General features: G+C 33.6%; 18 protein-coding genes. 13 read left to right on the top strand and 5 right to left on the bottom strand.

Annotated features, from left to right (window positions below; all coding sequences use genetic code 11):
- Positions 1-17 precede the first annotated feature (17 nt).
- From FP435_RS06335 to trxA, 6 genes are all read left to right on the top strand, one after another.
- Complete coding sequence (locus FP435_RS06335) at positions 18-275, top strand: IreB family regulatory phosphoprotein (protein ID WP_265483358.1); 258 nt, start codon at positions 18-20, stop codon at positions 273-275.
- The gene (gene ruvX, locus FP435_RS06330) at positions 275-703 is read left to right on the top strand and encodes a Holliday junction resolvase RuvX (RefSeq protein ID WP_265483357.1); all 429 of its coding nucleotides are present in this window, start codon (positions 275-277) and stop codon (positions 701-703) included. Before FP435_RS06335 ends, ruvX begins: the two co-directional genes overlap by 1 nt.
- A 1-nt stretch (position 704) precedes the next feature.
- A complete protein-coding gene (locus tag FP435_RS06325) occupies positions 705-1,016 on the top strand; it encodes a DUF1292 domain-containing protein (protein WP_265483356.1) in 312 nt (103 codons plus the stop codon).
- 52 nt (positions 1,017-1,068) lie between these two features.
- Positions 1,069-1,611: a CvpA family protein gene (locus FP435_RS06320; RefSeq protein WP_265483354.1), complete on the top strand. Its 543-nt coding sequence runs from the start codon at positions 1,069-1,071 to the stop codon at positions 1,609-1,611.
- A gap of 43 nt (positions 1,612-1,654) precedes the next feature.
- The gene (locus FP435_RS06315) at positions 1,655-4,018 is read left to right on the top strand and encodes an endonuclease MutS2 (protein WP_265483352.1); all 2,364 of its coding nucleotides are present in this window, start codon (positions 1,655-1,657) and stop codon (positions 4,016-4,018) included.
- Between the two features lie 84 nt (positions 4,019-4,102).
- Entirely contained in the window at positions 4,103-4,414 is a 312-nt protein-coding gene (gene trxA / locus FP435_RS06310) for a thioredoxin (protein WP_265483351.1), read from the top strand.
- Positions 4,415-4,452: 38 nt separating this feature from the next.
- On the opposite strand, the gene FP435_RS06305 is transcribed toward trxA, so the two are convergent.
- Complete coding sequence (locus FP435_RS06305; RefSeq protein WP_265483350.1) at positions 4,453-4,854, bottom strand: YslB family protein; 402 nt, start codon at positions 4,852-4,854, stop codon at positions 4,453-4,455.
- 99 nt (positions 4,855-4,953) lie between these two features.
- Here FP435_RS06305 and murI point away from each other — a divergent pair, with 99 nt between their 5' ends.
- Genes murI through FP435_RS06290 form a run of 3 tightly spaced genes read left to right on the top strand, consistent with a single transcriptional unit; the run spans position 4,954 to position 6,941 of the window.
- Positions 4,954-5,745 carry a glutamate racemase gene (gene murI, locus FP435_RS06300; RefSeq protein ID WP_265483349.1) on the top strand — a complete coding sequence of 264 codons (792 nt, stop codon included), beginning with the start codon at positions 4,954-4,956 and terminating at the stop codon, positions 5,743-5,745.
- 7 nt (positions 5,746-5,752) lie between these two features.
- Positions 5,753-6,385 carry an XTP/dITP diphosphatase gene (locus FP435_RS06295; RefSeq protein ID WP_265483347.1) on the top strand — a complete coding sequence of 211 codons (633 nt, stop codon included), beginning with the start codon at positions 5,753-5,755 and terminating at the stop codon, positions 6,383-6,385.
- Positions 6,386-6,398: 13 nt separating this feature from the next.
- Positions 6,399-6,941 (top strand): hypothetical protein, encoded by a 543-nt coding sequence (locus tag FP435_RS06290; protein WP_416209738.1) that lies wholly within the window; start codon positions 6,399-6,401, stop codon positions 6,939-6,941.
- An 80-nt stretch (positions 6,942-7,021) separates the two neighbouring features.
- Here FP435_RS06290 and FP435_RS06285 read toward each other — a convergent pair whose 3' ends face one another.
- Positions 7,022-7,873 carry a mechanosensitive ion channel family protein gene (locus FP435_RS06285; protein ID WP_265483346.1) on the bottom strand — a complete coding sequence of 284 codons (852 nt, stop codon included), beginning with the start codon at positions 7,871-7,873 and terminating at the stop codon, positions 7,022-7,024.
- Positions 7,874-7,995: 122 nt separating this feature from the next.
- Here FP435_RS06285 and FP435_RS06280 point away from each other — a divergent pair, with 122 nt between their 5' ends.
- The 3 genes from FP435_RS06280 (at position 7,996) to FP435_RS06270 (ending at position 9,159) form a co-directional block, all read left to right on the top strand.
- Entirely contained in the window at positions 7,996-8,427 is a 432-nt protein-coding gene (locus tag FP435_RS06280) for a DUF948 domain-containing protein (RefSeq protein ID WP_265483344.1), read from the top strand.
- 20 nt (positions 8,428-8,447) lie between these two features.
- The gene (locus FP435_RS06275) at positions 8,448-8,795 is read left to right on the top strand and encodes a DUF1269 domain-containing family protein (RefSeq protein WP_265483342.1); all 348 of its coding nucleotides are present in this window, start codon (positions 8,448-8,450) and stop codon (positions 8,793-8,795) included.
- 88 nt (positions 8,796-8,883) lie between these two features.
- A complete protein-coding gene (locus tag FP435_RS06270; RefSeq protein WP_265483340.1) occupies positions 8,884-9,159 on the top strand; it encodes a hypothetical protein in 276 nt (91 codons plus the stop codon).
- A 22-nt stretch (positions 9,160-9,181) separates the two neighbouring features.
- Here the strand turns inward: FP435_RS06270 and FP435_RS06265 are convergent, their stop codons facing one another.
- Positions 9,182-10,288, bottom strand: a complete 1,107-nt coding sequence (locus tag FP435_RS06265; RefSeq protein WP_265483339.1) for an aminopeptidase P family protein — start codon at positions 10,286-10,288, stop codon at positions 9,182-9,184.
- A 129-nt stretch (positions 10,289-10,417) separates the two neighbouring features.
- Here FP435_RS06265 and FP435_RS06260 point away from each other — a divergent pair, with 129 nt between their 5' ends.
- On the top strand, positions 10,418-11,416 hold the full coding sequence (locus tag FP435_RS06260; protein ID WP_265483338.1) for a substrate-binding domain-containing protein: 999 nt from the start codon (positions 10,418-10,420) through the stop codon (positions 11,414-11,416).
- 28 nt (positions 11,417-11,444) lie between these two features.
- Here FP435_RS06260 and FP435_RS06255 read toward each other — a convergent pair whose 3' ends face one another.
- On the bottom strand, positions 11,445-14,081 hold the full coding sequence (locus tag FP435_RS06255; RefSeq protein ID WP_265483336.1) for a transglycosylase domain-containing protein: 2,637 nt from the start codon (positions 14,079-14,081) through the stop codon (positions 11,445-11,447).
- A gap of 92 nt (positions 14,082-14,173) precedes the next feature.
- Positions 14,174-15,571 carry a dipeptidase PepV gene (gene pepV / locus FP435_RS06250; RefSeq protein ID WP_265483335.1) on the bottom strand — a complete coding sequence of 466 codons (1,398 nt, stop codon included), beginning with the start codon at positions 15,569-15,571 and terminating at the stop codon, positions 14,174-14,176.
- Positions 15,572-15,665: the final 94 nt, after the last annotated feature.

Raw genomic sequence — 15,665 nt, 5'->3', positions numbered from 1 at the left:
TGATAGGAGGAATGATTATGAGCTCGCTTGATAAGACAATGCATTTTGACTTTAGTCAAAATAAAGGCAAGAACATTTATGATACTTTGCAAGATGTTTATGGTGCTTTGGAAGAGAAGGGATATAGTCCTATCAACCAAATTGTAGGATATTTACTTTCCGGCGATCCGGCATATATTCCTCGTCATAATGATGCACGTAATTTAATTTTGAAGCATGAACGTGATGAAATTATTGAAGAATTAGTGAAAAGCTATCTAAGGAAAGATAAGTAATGCGTTTGCTAGGACTTGATATTGGGAGTAAAACCGTAGGAGTTGCTGTAAGTGATCCCTTAGGAATAACTGCCCAAGAAGTAGAAACTATTCCAATTGATGAAACTAAATTTAATTTTGGAATGCGTTCTATAAGAAAACTAGTTAGAAAATATGAAGTAGATGGTTTTGTATTAGGGTTGCCAAAAAATATGGATGGTTCAGCTGGAAAATCTGTTGAACGCAGTCAGGCATATGGAAAGCGTCTGAAAGAAAAATTTGATTTACCGATTCACTATGTTGACGAAAGATTAACAACAGTGCAGGCAAAGAGAATTTTAATTGAAGAAGCAGGCATGCATGACAGAATTGATCAAAAAAAGATTGTTGATCAAATGGCAGCCGTAATAATTTTACAAACATATTTAGAAAAGATGAGAAAGGATTAAAATGAGCGAAAAGATGAGTGCTGATCAAAGCGATCGTCAAATTACCTTAATTGATGAAAATGGTAATGAAGAATTATTTGATATTCTTTTTACCTTCACTTCAGATGATTATGGAAAATCTTACGTACTTTTATATCCAGATGCAGTCGGTGAAGACGAAGATGTAGAAGTGCAAGCATTTAGCTATGATGCAGATGAAGATGGAGAAGTAAGTAGTTCAGATTTACATGAAATTGTAGATGATGACGAATGGAATATGGTTCAAGGTGTCTTGAATACCTTTTTGTCAGATGATCGCTTAAGCGGTGAGTAAACCTTTAAAAGGGACTGACTTAGTCAGTCCCTTTTTCTGTAAAGGATGAGTTATGTTTTCTTTTTTCTTATTATTAATTTTCATTTACTGTTGCTATGTTGGTTATCGGCGTGGACTTATTTATGAAGGTGTGATGGCAGGAGGCTATTTAATCAGTTTTATACTTGCGTGTCTGCTATATCGGCCTTTTAGCAATTTTTTAACAATGTGGGTCCCATATCCTTCAGCGAATGATAATAGTACTTTTGCTTTTTTTGATAAAACCACAGGGTTAACCTTAGATAAATCATTTTACGCTTCATTGGCATTTATAATTATTTTATTAGTTTTTTATGCTATTTGGCGTTTGATAATGATAAGTTTTAAAAAGTTAGAATACATCGATATTACCCCTGCGATTAATACATGGGGAAGTATATTAATAGCGTTGGTTTTGACTTTAAGTACAGTATGTGTGTTACTTTTTATTTTGGCAACTATTCCGGGAGAAGGATTGCAAAAAATGCTCCAACATTCTTTGTTGGTAAATAGTATTTTGCGTTATACTCCAGGGTTATCAAGTTTGTACACACATTTATTTATTACAGCACTATAAAATTTCTCCTGTATGGGAGAAATTTTTTGCTAGGGAGAGAAAAATGAATCCAAAAATTATTGATAAATTAGAATATAGAATAATTACAGAAAAATTAAGTAACTTTGCCATAACTAAACCAGCAAAAAAGAAGGCTAGAGAACTATTACCAAGTAGTGACTTTAATGAGGTTAAGCAAGCTTTAGATCAAACAGAAGTATTAGCAAATATTCTTCGAGTAAAAGGTCCGTTGCCTTTAGTGGACTTTGAAGATGTAGTTCCAAGTGTGAAAAGACTAAAAATTAAGGCAGAATTAAACGGTAAGGAATTGGGGAATATCTTTTTAGTACTTTCACTAGCAAAAGATATCCAAAAATTTGCTGAAGATGTAGCTGAAAGAGAAATTGATGTTGAGCCAATTTCTATCTTATTAGATCAGTTAGAAGTAGTTCCTGATCTATTTAATAAATTAGCGAATACCATTGAATTCGATGGCTCAGTTTTAGATTCTGCTTCGCCAAAATTACAGACAATCAGACGAGCTTTACATACAAATGAAGCTGAAATTAAGAAGCAAATGGAAGGGTATGTAAAAGGGTCAAGTAATCAGTATCTTTCAGAGAATATTATTACAATTCGTGATGGTCGCTATGTAATTCCTGTTAAGCAAGAGTACAAGAACAAATTTGGTGGCGTAGTTCATGATCAAAGTGCTAGTGGCCAAACTTTATTTATAGAGCCAAAATCGGTGTTGACCTTAAATAACCAGCAACAAAATTTAGTAGCTCAAGAGCATCAAGAGGTTAGAAGAATTTTAAAGGAAGTATCTGAATTAGCAGCTCTTTATCAAAATGAAATTTTACAAAATGCTACTTCATTAACGAAATTAGATTTCTTAAGTGCAAAAAGTAAACTGGCTAAAGCTATGAAAGCTACCCATCCTCACTTAAGTAAAGACAATCAAGTTAATTTACTAAAAGCACGTCATCCGCTAATTAGTGAGGAAAAAGTTGTACCTAATGATATTAGTTTAGGAACAGAATTTGATACCATGTTGATTACTGGGCCTAACACGGGTGGTAAGACCATTAGTTTAAAAACAATTGGATTATTACAACTGATGGCGCAGTCTGGACTCTTTATTACAGCTCAAGAGGGAAGCCAAGTAGGAGTATTTAGAGAAATTTTTGCAGATATTGGTGATGAACAATCAATTGAACAATCTTTGAGTACTTTTTCATCCCATATGGACCAAATTATTAAAATTATGAACTTGGTTAATGGGAGAGACTTAGTTTTGTTGGACGAATTGGGAGCAGGAACAGATCCGGAAGAAGGAGCAAGTTTAGCAATTGCAATTTTGGATTATTTACAAAGCAAAGATCCGAAGATTATGGTAACTACCCACTACCCTGAATTAAAATTATATGGCTACAATCGCTTTCGGACCACTAATGCATCCATGGAATTTGATGTAAAGACTTTGAGTCCAACTTATAAATTAAGAATTGGAATTCCAGGACAGAGTAATGCTTTTGCAATTGTAAGGCAGCTAGGGATGCCACAAGAGGTCGTAGTCAGTGCGCAAGGGTTAGTTAAAGATGAAAATAGTGATCTCAATAAAATGATCAAACGACTAACTGAACAGACTAAAGAAGCAGAAACTTTGCGTGAAAAGATGCAACATAATCTTGTTCAAAGTGAAAAATTAAAAAGAAAACTTCAAGATGGTCTAGATTGGTATAACCAGCAAGTTGAAAAGCAATTAAAATTAGCTCAAGAAAAAAATGAAGAAATGTTAGCTAAAAAACGTGAAAAAGCGAATAAGATAATTGCTAATTTGGAAGAGCAACAGCGCGCTGGTGGGGTAGTAAGAACGAATAAGGTGATTGAAGCTAAAGGAGAATTAAACGCCTTAGAACGTGAAAATAATAATTTAGCCCGTAATAAAGTCTTACAAAGAGAAAAGCGAAGACATAATGTCAGTGTAGGCGATTCAGTTAAGGTGATTTCTTATGGACAAATGGGGACAGTAACCAAGAAACTGGGTGAGCATGATTATGAAGTTCAAATTGGGATTTTAAAGGTTAAAGTTTCAGATCGTGACATTGAAAAAACTACAGTTAAAAAAGAGAAAACAAAGAAAGTTTCTGTGCGTACAACTCGACCAATGCGTTCAGGAAATGTAAGAAGTGAGCTAGACTTAAGAGGTCAGCGTTATGAAGAAGCATTAACAAATTTGGATCGCTATCTTGATTCTTCTTTACTCGCAGGCTTAGGGACAGTGACGATTATCCATGGAATTGGAACTGGAGCAATTAGAAATGGTGTGCAGCAGTATCTGAAACGTAACAAACATGTCAAGGACTTCAGCTATGCGCCCGCAAATGAAGGTGGAACTGGAGCAACAATTGTACATTTTAAATAAGTTATTTTACTTGCAAAAAGTAAGTGAAGAGATTAAAATATGAGTATAAATATTAAAGAAATATTTTTAGTGAGGTAATGACTTATGATTGAAAATGTTACTGATCAAAATTTTGAAAAAGAAACAAGCGAAGGTGTAACTTTAACTGACTTTTGGGCAACTTGGTGTGGACCATGTAGAATGCAATCACCTGTAGTTGAACAATTAGCAGAAGAAATGGATGATGTTAAATTCACTAAGATGGATGTTGACGAAAACCAAGAAACTGCTAAAGATCTCGGCATTATGGCAATTCCAACTCTTTTAATTAAAAAAGATGGTAAAATTGTAGATCGTTTAACTGGTTTTACTCCAAAAGACAGATTAGAACAAATTTTGGAACAATACACCGATTAAAGTAAAAATAAAAGGGACCTAGTTTGCTAGGTCCTTTTTCATTTCTCAGACTGAGTAGTAATAGTTACAGAATGATCTTTTGGATGAATAGTAGCGGCTGCCTCAGTAACTTTACCAGTTTCTTTTTGAAGGCATTCTGAAATAATGCCACATTCTAAAGAAAATTCAGTACTATCACTATCTAAACGATCAGCTACAGATTGGCCCTTAAGTGAAAGCACAATGGTATTGGATTTCTTTTTTTCAATAGTGAGTTCACCAAAGTTTGCCATTTTGAAGAAGTCTTGTAAATCTTCAAAATTTGAAAGGGCGTATTGGCGACTGATTCGTTTACCTGCCCAATATAAAATGTCGGTTGTATCTTCTCCCAGAATTGTTGGAAAGAGAAAATCGCGATACAATGAGTTTAAAAAATAAATATGTTCTTGTGATTCTGTCATTATCTTTCATTCCTTTTGTCTTCTTTTGTATTTTAACCTAAAATGGGTACAGGAGAAAATATATTTTACTAAAACTATTTATTTTTAAGGAGGATTTTCATGGATAAACGTCCTATTGGAGTTTTAGACTCCGGATTAGGAGGACTAACCGTTTTAAAAAAGGTAGTTGACAAACTACCAAATGAAAATACGATTTTTATTGGGGATCAAAAAAATATGCCTTATGGGGATAAGAGTCGTCAAGAAATAATCGATTTAACGCGTAAAAGTGTGGATTTCTTATTAAGTAAAAATGTTAAAGTGATTATTTTTGGATGTAATACTGCTACAGCTTGGGCAATGGAAGAAATCCAAAAGGAAATTCCAGTACAAATAATTGGTGTAATTCATTCAGGTGCTTTAGCCGCTAGTAAAACAACCGCTGAAAATAAAGTTGTCGTGCTAGCTACCCAAGCTACTGTAAAAAGTGAGGCCTATACTAAGCAATTACATAAAAGAAATAGTCAAATTGAAGTTAAAGAACTAAGTGAACCCCGTTTAGCACCCCTAGTTGAGCAGAATCCTTCTGAAGAAATAAAAAAGCAAGTAGTTAAAGAAAGTTTAGCCCCACTTACAGATATTGATTATGATACCTTAATCTTAGGTTGCACACATTATCCGCTATTAAAGAAAGAGATCGAAGAAGTAGTAGGAGAAAATAAAAAAATAGTTGATCCGGCTGATCAAGTAGCTCAATATACTTATAATGTCCTAAAAAGAGATGAGCTTTTAAATAATGAAGAAAATGCCAAACATGAATATTACACCACAGGGGATGCAGAAAAATTTAAAGAAATTGCAAGGGTTTGGATGGATGATCCAACTCTAGATGCTGATCATATTGAAGATTGAGGGAAAAATGAAATATAACACTCTTTTATTTGCAACAAATAATATAAACAAAGCTAAAGAAGTTCAGGATGCTTTAAAAGCAGCTAATTTTCCACTGAAAGTAATTACAAATAAGGATTTAGTAGATCCCCCTCATGTTTTAGAAACAGGAACAACTTTTTTGGCAAATGCTACTTTAAAAGCAGAGAAATTGGCGACTTTTAGTAATTTACCAACTTTAGCAGATGATTCAGGACTTTGTGTTGATAAATTAAATGGTGCTCCAGGTGTCCATTCGGCTCGTTTTGGTGGTGAGGCCCATAATGATGCGAGAAATAATGCAAAGTTATTGGCTGAATTAGGTGGAGTGCCAGTTAAGGAACGTACTGCTACCTTCCATACAACGATGGTAGTTGCATGGCCAGGACATTTTGAACAAAATTTGGTAACTCAAGGAGAAATTAAAGGAGAAATTTTAAAAACTCTTCGAGGGGATGGAAACTTTGGTTATGATCCACTATTTTATGTTCCTGAAAAAAACAAAACGTTTGCAGAAATGACAGTAGAAGAAAAAAATGCTATTTCTCACCGAGGTCAGGCACTAAGAAAACTATTAAATGAATTGCCAGCCTGGTGGGAAAAGATGGAAAAAGAAAAATAAAAGTGTGTCTTAATTGATGAAGAAAAAGATACTACTAATTTTAGGAGTACTAATAATTATATGCGGGATGGGAGTCATTTATTATAAGATTACAACAAGGGTGCAGAATGAATATCCTATTTTAGAAGCGAAAACAACAATGAATGATTTTACTGCGACATCGTTTGTAAATATCTATAATAATGGAGAAGTTAAAGCAGCAAGCTTTAAAAATAAAAAGTTTGAAAAGGCAGTTAGTGTTGACCCAGATATATTTGTAGATCATACCAATAAAGACAATTCTATATCCAATACTATTAACATTAAAATGTTGAATAAAAATAAAGAATTAAATAGTGATTCGAAGTACATTGAAATTATTAACTATATTGCCAGATATAGTAATCATATGATTTTCGTATTAAATATTTTCAAGGTAAATAATCAGTACTATGTATTTCTAAAGTATAATGCAGGCGTATCGGATGATGGTACACTATATAAATTTAACAGTAGACTAACTAAAATTTGTACGTTAGATTCAAAGGTAATAGTAGGTTTGAGGAAAGCAGGTTAGTTAAAGGCAGCTGATAATAAAAAGGTCGTCAATGTATGATATTGACAACTTTATAATTTAAAACATTTAGAGCTATTTCATTAGGTAAGAGTAATATTTAATTCTTGTAAATTTTTAATATAGGCAGAAAAGTAAGCTGCTTTAATTGCAGTTTGGGAACCAGAGACAACTTGGAAATGAACTTGGTAAGTTAAACTATCGCCATTTTGTTCAATTAATCCTCGAATTTCTGGTCCTTTTTTTATTTGAGAAGGAAATTTATTTTTGAGTTCTTTATTGGCAAGATTAATTGCGTGACGAACAAGTTTAACATCGCTACTACTAGCAATTTGTAAATCGATATTAAATCCTACACCGCCACGCGTAACATTTTCAACAACAGTAATTTGACGATTAGGAATATAAATTATAGTACCGTCAGAATTTTTAAGGCGAGTTGTTCTTAACCCAAAAGCTAGCACAGTTCCTGTATATTGATTAATGTTTACAATGTCACCAACATCAAATTGTCCCTCACTTAAGATTACCAATCCATTAACTAAGTCACTTACGAATCCTTGTGCTCCCATCCCTAGTGCAAGTGAGACAATACCAGCACTAGCAAGTAAGGTACCAACTGGTAGTCCGATAATACTTAATATTTCATATAAATAAAAGAATAGTAAAATATAGCGGAAAATATTCATTGCTAATTGGGTGAAAGTCCTTTTTCGCCCAGTCATCTGTCTTTGAAAGTGTTTATTATGAAGTAAATACTTACTTAGAACTCGTGATCCTACACGCCAAAGAATTAAGAAAATAATGCTTAAGATGACTAATTGAAAGAGTTTGTTGGTTAAATTATGAGTGATATCATTCCAATCGATAGTTTGCAATTTTATTTTTTTACTAGTTGAAGTAATATTTTTAAGAATTGATGTCTGTGTATTCAAATTTTCTACCACCTATAAAACTAATTTAACTATTATAACAAAAATACAGGCACTATTCATTGTTTGAAAAAATAATTAATGCTAGACTTTATATAAGAGAGTAATTAAATGGAGGACAATACATGACTATTTCAATCGGTGCGTTAGCCGGATTAATTGCTGCTATTGCATTTTTAATTTTAGTGTTGTTTACACTACCTGTACTTGTTAATTCAAATAGAACAATGAAAGAGCTCAATAAAACAGTTTCTACAACAAATAAAAGTGTAGAATTATTAACTGAGCAGACAAATGTTTTAATGGATGAAACACAAGAATTACTTGCTAAAACTAATGTATTAATGGAAGATGTAAATGGCAAAGTTGCCGATCTTCAACCAGTTGTGACTGCAGCTGCTGATATTGGAGAAAGCATTTCAGAAATTAATGATTCTTCAAAGAAGATGGCTACACGTTTTGCAACTTTAGGAGCAACAAAAACTGGCTTTGGTATCGTAACATCATTAGCTAGTCGTTTATTTGCAAGACGTAAGCGTCGTAAGGGACAAGATTAATAGAAAAGAGAGTAATTATTATGAGTAAAGCAGGAAGTTTTATTTTTGGTACTGTATTAGGTTTAGGTGCTGGATTAGTTGCTGCATCTTTGTTAATTCCTGAAGATAAGTCAAAGGAATTAAAGCAAAAAGTAGAAGACTTGAAAAATAATGATAAACTTCAAGAATTAAAAACGAAGTACGATAAGGGTACTGAAGCTTTAAAAACACAATTATCATCATTTTCTAATCATGTTGATGACGATTCTGAACTTAAAGATTTTGATGATATCGTAATTGACGATACTAATAATGATTTAGGTTCTAACGAAAAAGAAGATAATGAAACCATTGATAATTTAAAAAATTCAGAAACTGAATTGAATTAATTTTGAAAATGGGCACTAATAAAAATCAAACGAGTTTATCGTTTGATTTTTTGCTTTGTTCTATTAATCAAAATAGGAGAGAATGAGAATGGATCTTAAGATTTTAGGGCAAATTTTACTATTGATAGTCGTAATAATCATAATTATTTCTCCCTCATACCGCAATTATCAACAATATTTAGTAAAAAAATTAGGCTTTTGGGATGTTTTAATTCCGATTGGAATTATTATTTTTTCGAATTTAGTGGGAATTTTACTAGATGGTATCTATATGGTATTTTTCTTAATTCCTTTGGATATTGTCTTTTTATGTTCGGCAATATATACATTTATTAAGGTGAAAAAAGAAAATAAAAGGAAGTAGATTAATCTATTTCCTTTTATTCTTAAGCTTTTGGAGAAATGTATTTTAAATCTTTACCAGTTTTAGTAAATGTTTCAAAACCATTTTTGGTAACTACACCACAGTCTTCGATACGAACACCAGCTACGTTTGGAATATAAATTCCTGGTTCAATTGAGAAACACATTCCTTCTTGTAAAACAATGTCATTACCTTCCATAATTTGAGGCTCTTCATGAACATTTAAACCGATTCCGTGGCCTAGGCGGTGAATAAAGTATTCCCCATAACCTGCTTTAGTGATAATATCTCGAGCAACTGCGTCAAGTTCACTAGCAGTAATACCTGGTTTTGCGGCATCAATAGCTGCTTGTTGTGCTTCACGATCTACTTCATAGATTTCTTTTTCTAAATCAGTTGGTGTTCCATAGGCTACAGTTCGACTTGAATCAGAAGCATATCCTTCATGCATTGTCCCTAAATCAAATAAAACTAATTCATTAGGTTCAATTTTATTCATTGTTGGACCTAGATGAGGGTTAGCAGCATTTTTACCAGCTTGAACAATTGTTTCAAAACTTGTATGCATAACACCCTTTTGAAGTTTTAATTGATAGTCAATTTGACCTGCTACGTAACGTTCAGTAACACCATTTCTTAAAGCATCAAAGCCAATAGTAAAAGCAAAATCTGCTTCTTCACCGGCTTTTTTAAGCTGCTCAATTTCTTTGTCGGTTTTAAAAAGACGACTTTGAGCAATGAAAGGAGATACATTACCGCTGAAGTTAGAATCAGGAAGTGCTCGCTTAAGTTGCTCTAAACGTTCAACAGAAAGATGTTGCTTTTCAAGAGCGATGTTTTGTGGATTAGCTACGCGTTTTTTGATTAGCTCAGCAATTTTAAGCCAAGGATCTTGGTGATCTAAATATCCATAAACTTCACCATTCCAAGCAGAATTTTTTGCTTCTTCAACATTAAGTTCAGGAGCAAAAATAAATGGAGGTTGATCTTTAAATGCGATTAAAGCAAAAATTCTTTCATGTGGTTCCATACTGTAGCCTGTAAAGTAATTAATACTTAGAGGATCAGAAATGTAAGCAACGTCATTATTTGAGTCAATTAACCATTGACTTAACTTATCTAAATTCATAAATTCACCTTTTTCAAGTATAATAATATGTTGTTCGTAAAAAGTATAACATACTTTTCATCGCAAACGCTTGCAATGTTGTAATAATCCTGATAAGTTAAAATAGAAAAAATATAAAGGTGTGATTTGATGGATAAACAAGATATAACAATCTATGATGTAGCTCGTGAGGCCAAAGTATCAATGGCAACGGTGTCTAGAGTAGTAAATGGGAATAATAATGTTAGAAAAGAAACTAGAGAACGAGTACTTGAAGTTATTAAACGCTTAAATTATCAACCAAATGCGGTGGCGCAAGGATTAGCATCTAAGAAGACTACGACAGTTGGACTGGTAGTGCCAGAATTGACTAATTTACATTTTGCAGAATTATCTAAGGGAATCGATGATATTGCTACAATGTATAAATATAATATTATTTTAACAAGTGTAGAAAATAAAATGGTTTCTGATGAAAATGTCATTCAAAATCTCCTTAATAAACAGGTAGATGGGGTAATTTATATGGCTGATGAAATGAGTCCTCAAGCACGAGAAGCATTTTTAAGAACTAATACTCCGATAGTTTTAGCAGGAACTGTAAGTTTAAATGGAGAATTCGATCGAGTTTCAATTGATTATAACGAAGCTGAAAAAGATGCTTTTGAATTACTTTACAAGGATGGCAAAACTAGACTAGGATTAGTAATTTCCAATCCTGAAGTTGCAATTAACAAAAAAAGAATTGCTTCTTATAGAGAAGTATTGGAAGAAAAAGATTGGGATAAAGAGTATATCTACAGTGGATTAACTTCTTATGAAGATGGCTATAATTTAGCAAGTAAATTACTGGCTGATGAAATTAATGGAGTTGTCGTAACCAGTGATTTGGTAGCTGCAGGGATTATTCATGGTGTAATGGATCGTGGTATCAAAGTGCCAGAGGATTTTGAAGTAATTTCAGCAGTTTCGACAAATATCTCTAAGGTCCTACGTCCAACTTTAACTGCAGTTCAGCAACCACTTTATGACATTGGAGCAGTAGCAATGCGGATGTTAACAAAGTTGATGAATAAAGAAGAATTAGATGAAAAGCACGTAACATTGCCTTATAAAATTGATAAGAAAAATTCTACATTGAACAAGTAAAAAAGGAAGATCAGTTGATCTTCCTTTTTTATCTAGTTTGAATATTAGTAGCGGTTTGGGTAGTAGGGGAGGAATTACTTCCACCCTGTTGACTAGTGCGAGCCTCTTGTTCATTAGACTTAACTGTTTGTTCAGAATTTGAATCATCTTGTTCTTGTCGTGCAACACTCTTCTTCTTTTCATTGGCTTCACTTGAATTTTCAGTGTTTTCAATAAAGAGACTACTAATATCATTTGTGGTGGAGATTGTTTTACCAGTGTAGAGCAAGGTATGGCCGTATTTGTTATCTTCACCTTGATAGTGATCGTAGAAGAGTTTGTAATCTTCTGTTGAGCCTCCAATAGCAAATTCAGCACTAGCTTGTGGAGCAGCTGCTAAACTTAAAGCAGTAGTAGTTGCACCAGAAAGATTTATTTGCTCATTGTCAAACATTACAGAACCAGGGAGTGTACCGGTACTTTTTAAAACAGTGTTACGATGTACACTAGCTGGTTGACTAGTAGTGGAATTAAGTTTGAAAATATCTGGATCTTCTTCATATAGAGCATTAGCCATTTTAGCCCAAAGATCCAAGTTAGTAGAATTAGCATCTGAACCTAAATTGTAAGTATGACCATAGAAGTTATCATATCCTAGCCAACTAGTGATGGTTACCCCAGGAGTAGAGCCATTGAACCAGATATCACGATAATCATTACTTGTCCCAGTTTTACCAATTAAGTTATTAGTATCAAAGTTTACTGAATTACTCAATGAGGAAGCAGTTCCACCGTCTTTTACAACCTGATGTAACATGTGTTGCATGATATAAGAGGTGCCTGATGAAAATACCTTATGAGTTTTTGTCTTATGCTTGTAGATTACTCGTCCAGATGGGTCTTTAATTTCATCAATGTAATAACTTTCGCTGCGATTACCGTCATTGTAAAAGTTAGAAAATGCACTTGCATTTTGAGCTACAGAGAATCCATCACTTGTTCCTCCTAGAGCAATTCCTAAATCGTGGTACTCTTTCTTAGTTAATGAAAGGCCCAAATTATTCATGGGTGATTTGAGGTCTACATTTTTGTTCTTTAAAGTATTGTAAAGGTTAACCGCCGGTAAGTTATAGGAGTGGGCGAGGGCACTTTGAGCATTAATAAACTTGTTTTGAACAGTAGAGTTATAGTCTGTAGGGATGTACTTACCAAATTTAGTTGGGAAGTCAGCAATTGCGGTTTGAGAAGAAATAATCTTATTTTCAATTGCAGGACCATAAACGAGATATGGCTTAATTGACGAACCAGGTGAACGATAAGTATTGAAAGCATGATTAATTTGAGAATCTTCAAAGTTGATTCCACCGCTAAATGCTAGAATAGCACCTGTTTTGTTGTCGAGCATAATGCTACCATTTTGAACATGTTCGGTAGTTCTTACCCATTTATTAGTTGCGGTATCATAATCAGTACTTTCTTTGTCTTCACCTAAGTTAGCATCCTTAACTACACTATTCATTGTAGTATACAATGATTTTTTAATAGTAGTATGAATTTGGTATCCCTTTTGCTGTAAAAGAGTATTAGCAGTGGTTAGATATTGATTGTAACGATTGGTGTCTTTTTTGACACTTTCTACTTGAAGACCATCATTCTTAATTAGGCTTTCAGCGATTAATTCAACACCTTTATTTGCAACTAAATTGTAAAGATAACTGTTTTTTTTCTTAACTTCAGGAGCTTCTTTTTGTTTTAGGAAGTCTTTTTTGAGGTCATAATTCATGGCTGCTTTATATTGTTCTTTAGTAATGTCACCATTACGATACATTCTGAAAAGTACAATATCCTTTCGGCGGAAGGCTAATTTTAGGTCTTTTTGCACATAGCCCTTTGAATCATAAGGTGTGTAGTAAGAAGGACTTTGAGGTAAACCTGCTAGAAAGGCTACTTGAGCTAAGTTAAGATCTTTAATAGATTTACCAAAAATTCCTTGAGCGGCTGTGTTAATTCCTACGATATTTTGACCACTATTATTTTTACCGTAAGGGGCAGCGTTTAAATAGGCTGTTAAAATTTCATTTTTTGAAAAATGCTTTTCAATTTTTTTGGCATAGAGCATTTCTGTTATTTTTCGCCGCCAAGTTGTTTGACTAGTTAAAAATTGCATTTTAACTAATTGTTGGGTCAAAGTAGACCCACCAGTTTGAACACCAACCCCGGTCAATTCTGAAAGAACCGCACGTACGATTGATTTTGGTAAAACGCCGCGGTGTTCATAAAAATTTTCGTCTTCAGTTGCAGTAACTGCTTTTTTAACCAGAGGCGTAATTTGAGAACTTGAAGCTTTGATAACTTTTGTATCGGGATTTACAGTAGCAATTTTTTCACCATCAGCATAATAAAAACTACTTGAACTTTTCGAATGATTTATTTGCTGAGAAAGCTCTTTAACTGTAGGAACATCTTGCTGGTGAATGATACCTAAGGCGTATCCACCACTAAATCCTACTAAAGCAAAAATGATGAATAAGATACCTATTATTGCATAGCGGATAAGGCGATGAATAGTAAGGTAAATGGTACTGCTGTAAAAAGATAGGCGACTTTCTTTTGCCTCTTGTTCTAAGTCAGAAATCTTAGGACCAGAGAAGAAGAATTCATAAAATTTTTTCTTTAAATTTTGCACAAATCCAGATCCTTTAGCTATATAAATTACTTATCCTAATTATAGCAGAAAAAAAGAGCAATCAAAGATTGCTCTTATTACGATTTTATTAATTATTTACTTAATTCATAAATTGCTTCAGCATAAATTGCAATAGAATTAATTAAATCTTCAACTGTCATGTATTCATTTGGTTGATGCATTACAAGAGGAGCACCCTCGGCTTGAGCACCAAAAGCAACCCCATGATCGAACAAGCGCCCGTAGGTTCCACCACCAATAATTACTTCATGGCCTTTTTTACCAGTTTGTTTTTCGTAAACGCCTAAAAGAGTTTTAACAATCGGATCATCACCAGGTACGTAGTGAGGATCTTCTTGACGGCCTTGAATATGAGCAGTTAAAATATCACCAAACTTATCATTAATTTGGTTTACCATGGTTTCACCGTCTGTTCCTTTAGGGAAGCGAACATTGTTTAGAATATAGGCATTTTGAGCATCAAGTTTGAAGACAGATGGAGAACTTACTAGATCGCCCATTAAATCATCATGATGGGCAATGCCTAATTTTTTGCCATCAAAATCTTCATGTTCGATGTTAGCAATAAAGTGAATAAAGTTTTTGACTTGACCATCAAGATTTAAACTATCTAAGAAGAGTGCTAAGAAAGTAGCCGCATTTTTTCCAGTTGCTGGTGCAGAAGCATGAGCACCATGACCAATTAAAGTTAATTCAGCTTGACCACTGTGAAGTTCAAAATTTCCATCAAGTTGGTGCTGTTTTAAGAACTCTTCATATTTTTGTTTAATTGAGTTTAAATCATCACTTTCAATTAAAGCATGAGCAGTATGAGGAATAACATTGGCAGCTGTGCCAGAATTGAAGGCCCAAACTTTGACGTCTCCTTCATTAAAGTCATCTTTAAAATCTAATTTTAAAGTTACAATTCCTTGTTCACCATTGATAATTGGAAATTCTGCGTCAGGTGAAAAGGCTACGTCAGGAGCTGGTTGGTGTTTTAAGTAGTAATCAATTCCTACCCAATTAGTTTCTTCATTAGTTCCTAAAACAAAGTCAATTTTTTTAGAAGGTTTGAAACCGTGTTCCTTTAAAATTAACATTCCATAGTAGGCAGCTAAAGCAGGACCTTTGTCATCTGCACTACCACGACCATAAATCTTTCCATCTTTAATGGTCATTTTAAATGGATCAGTCTTCCAGCCATCACCTGCAGGGACGACATCAACGTGTCCGATAACTCCAACACGTTCTTTACCATCTCCCATGTTGATACGACCAGCGTAGTTATCGAAGTTTTCTGTATCAAAACCATCACGTTTAGCAAAATGTAAGAATTTTTCTAATGCCTTAGCTGGACCAGGTCCTAAGGGATATTTTTCACTTTTATGAGCTAAATCTTCGGAAGAATCGATAGCAATCAATTCTTGTAAGTCATGTAAAATATCTTCTTTCTTTTCTTGGGCTAATTTTTTGTAATCTAATTCCATGTTAATTAACTCCTTTAATATAATGTCTCTGATTAAATATTACAGCATTTAGAAGAAGATAAGTAATTTTTTATCTTTTTTATTGAAAAAGTGC

It is taken from the genome of Lactobacillus sp. PV037, assembly GCF_014522345.1.
In the GTDB taxonomy this organism is placed as follows: domain Bacteria; phylum Bacillota; class Bacilli; order Lactobacillales; family Lactobacillaceae; genus Lactobacillus.
This window is presented reverse-complemented; position numbering and strand designations above follow the sequence as displayed.

Bases quoted from the DNA above. Each gene is read 5' to 3' on its own strand.
- FP435_RS06335 (WP_265483358.1), top strand. From the start codon at position 18: ATGAGCTCGCTTGATAAGACAATGCATTTTGACTTTAGTCAAAATAAA.
- ruvX (WP_265483357.1), top strand. From the start codon at position 275: ATGCGTTTGCTAGGACTTGATATTGGGAGTAAAACCGTAGGAGTTGCT.
- FP435_RS06325 (WP_265483356.1), top strand. From the start codon at position 705: ATGAGCGAAAAGATGAGTGCTGATCAAAGCGATCGTCAAATTACCTTA.
- FP435_RS06320 (WP_265483354.1), top strand. From the start codon at position 1,069: ATGTTTTCTTTTTTCTTATTATTAATTTTCATTTACTGTTGCTATGTT.
- FP435_RS06315 (WP_265483352.1), top strand. From the start codon at position 1,655: ATGAATCCAAAAATTATTGATAAATTAGAATATAGAATAATTACAGAA.
- trxA (WP_265483351.1), top strand. From the start codon at position 4,103: ATGATTGAAAATGTTACTGATCAAAATTTTGAAAAAGAAACAAGCGAA.
- FP435_RS06305 (WP_265483350.1), bottom strand. From the start codon at position 4,854: ATGACAGAATCACAAGAACATATTTATTTTTTAAACTCATTGTATCGC.
- murI (WP_265483349.1), top strand. From the start codon at position 4,954: ATGGATAAACGTCCTATTGGAGTTTTAGACTCCGGATTAGGAGGACTA.
- FP435_RS06295 (WP_265483347.1), top strand. From the start codon at position 5,753: ATGAAATATAACACTCTTTTATTTGCAACAAATAATATAAACAAAGCT.
- FP435_RS06280 (WP_265483344.1), top strand. From the start codon at position 7,996: ATGACTATTTCAATCGGTGCGTTAGCCGGATTAATTGCTGCTATTGCA.
- FP435_RS06275 (WP_265483342.1), top strand. From the start codon at position 8,448: ATGAGTAAAGCAGGAAGTTTTATTTTTGGTACTGTATTAGGTTTAGGT.
- FP435_RS06270 (WP_265483340.1), top strand. From the start codon at position 8,884: ATGGATCTTAAGATTTTAGGGCAAATTTTACTATTGATAGTCGTAATA.
- FP435_RS06265 (WP_265483339.1), bottom strand. From the start codon at position 10,288: ATGAATTTAGATAAGTTAAGTCAATGGTTAATTGACTCAAATAATGAC.
- FP435_RS06260 (WP_265483338.1), top strand. From the start codon at position 10,418: ATGGATAAACAAGATATAACAATCTATGATGTAGCTCGTGAGGCCAAA.
- pepV (WP_265483335.1), bottom strand. From the start codon at position 15,571: ATGGAATTAGATTACAAAAAATTAGCCCAAGAAAAGAAAGAAGATATT.